The 1,643-nt window shown below is 74.1% G+C and carries 1 protein-coding gene; it reads right to left on the reverse strand.

The features are described 5' to 3' along the window. Nucleotides 1-1,643, reverse strand: a 1,643-nt coding sequence (locus tag FV222_RS25305; RefSeq protein ID WP_187277472.1) for a glycoside hydrolase family 2 protein, incomplete at both ends; no start/stop codon positions are given.

Below are 1,643 nucleotides of genomic sequence, written 5' to 3' on the forward strand. Positions count from 1 at the left end.
CGCACGCAGAGCGCGTGGCGGTCCGCCGAGACCCGGAGGACGGGACCGGCAGCACCCGGTTCGATCGCGGCGGCGAGGCCGACCGGGCGCGGCACGGGATCGCGGCCTTGCGGGAAGTGGAAGCTCTCGGCGAGGACGGCGTCGGCGTCCGCATCGACCAGGCTCGCATGGGCGAGGGCGTGCGCCATGGGGCCGAAGCGGTAGCTTCCGGTGGCGTCGAAGAAGCGCCCGAGCAGAGTCGCGCTCGACCAGGTGCCGGAGCTGCGCGGCGCGACTGCGACCGCACGCTCTGCCTTCGCCACGGCGCGCCCCTCGGCATCGCTGAAGACGAGGCGCAGGATGGCGGAGAGCGGCGCGGCCGTCTCGTTGTGGACGTGGAGATGGAGGCCGTTCAGGCCCTCGTCCGAGATCGTCACCTGGACGGGGCGGAAGGCGCGCTTGAGGGCGTACCACGCCGACTTCGGCCGGCCGGCCGCGTCGACGACGCCCCAGCCGATGCCGGGGGCGAGGTCGCGGAAGAACCACACCAGCCCGCCGGCGGTGGGCGAGCGCGCCCGGCGCCACTCGGCGAACACCGCCTCCATCACCTCGGCGCTGGCCGCGCGGGCGAGCGCGCAGTAGCGATCCGGGTCGTCGCGGCGCAGAGTCTCGGGATCGAGCCCGAACAGGTCTTGGATGTAGTGGTCGCGGACCTGCTCGAACTCCCAGTCGGCGCCGCGGTCGCGCGGGACCGTGGCGGCCCAGCCCGGGCTCGCGGGGTCGCAGAGATCCGCCTCCCGCAGGGTCGCGGCGTCGGGGACGTTGGCGAAGGCCAGGCATTCCGAGGCGAAGCCGACCTCGGCGCGGCGCGCATCCTCCAGCGGCCGGCGGTAGGCGCCGACGCCGTAATAGTGGGCGAGCCCGGCATCGGTCGAGAACGGCAGGTCCCCGCCCGACGGCGAGTTCGGCACCACCACGAGGTCCGGCCGCAGGCGGGCGACGCGGGCGGCGAGCACGTCGTCCGACAACCCGCCGGTCCAGGCGTCGCGGGGGAAGCCCAGCATCGCCGCCTGCTGCGCGACCTCGCTGCCGCCGCACAGGACGCAGAGCGCGGGCGAGGCCTGCGTCCGGTCGAGGAAGCCGTCGATCTCGGCGAACAGCCGGTCCCGGAAGGCCGGGTCGTCGATCGGATAGTCGAAGTTGGCGAGCATCAGGTCCTGGAACACCAGGATGCCGCGCTCGTCGCACAGGTCGTAGAAGGCGTCCGCCTCGTAGAGGGTGATGCCGGACACCCGCAGCATGTTCATGCCGGCTTCCTGCGCCAGCGCCAGCAGCGGGCGGCAAGCCTCGGCGGAATGGCCGACGAGGTCGGCCGGCGTCCAGCACGCGCCGCGGCAGAACACCGGCACGCCGTTGACCGTCAGGCTCAAGCCCTCGGCGAACGGACGGGCGAGCGCGATCGCGCGAAAGCCGACGCGGCCGAGCGCCAGCACGTGGCCATCGATCTCGGCCTCGACCGGATGGAGCCGGGGCTCGCCGTGCGTGTGCGGCCACCACGGGGCGACATCCGGGATCAGGACCTCGCCGGCGAAGCAGCCCGCGGCGTCGGCCTCGATCACCGCCGCGGCGCCGGCGCAGCGGAGCGTCAGCCGGGAGCCTCGAAC

This window comes from Methylobacterium sp. WL103 (genome assembly GCF_008039885.1).
Taxonomy (GTDB): Bacteria; Pseudomonadota; Alphaproteobacteria; order Rhizobiales; family Beijerinckiaceae; genus Methylobacterium; species Methylobacterium cerastii.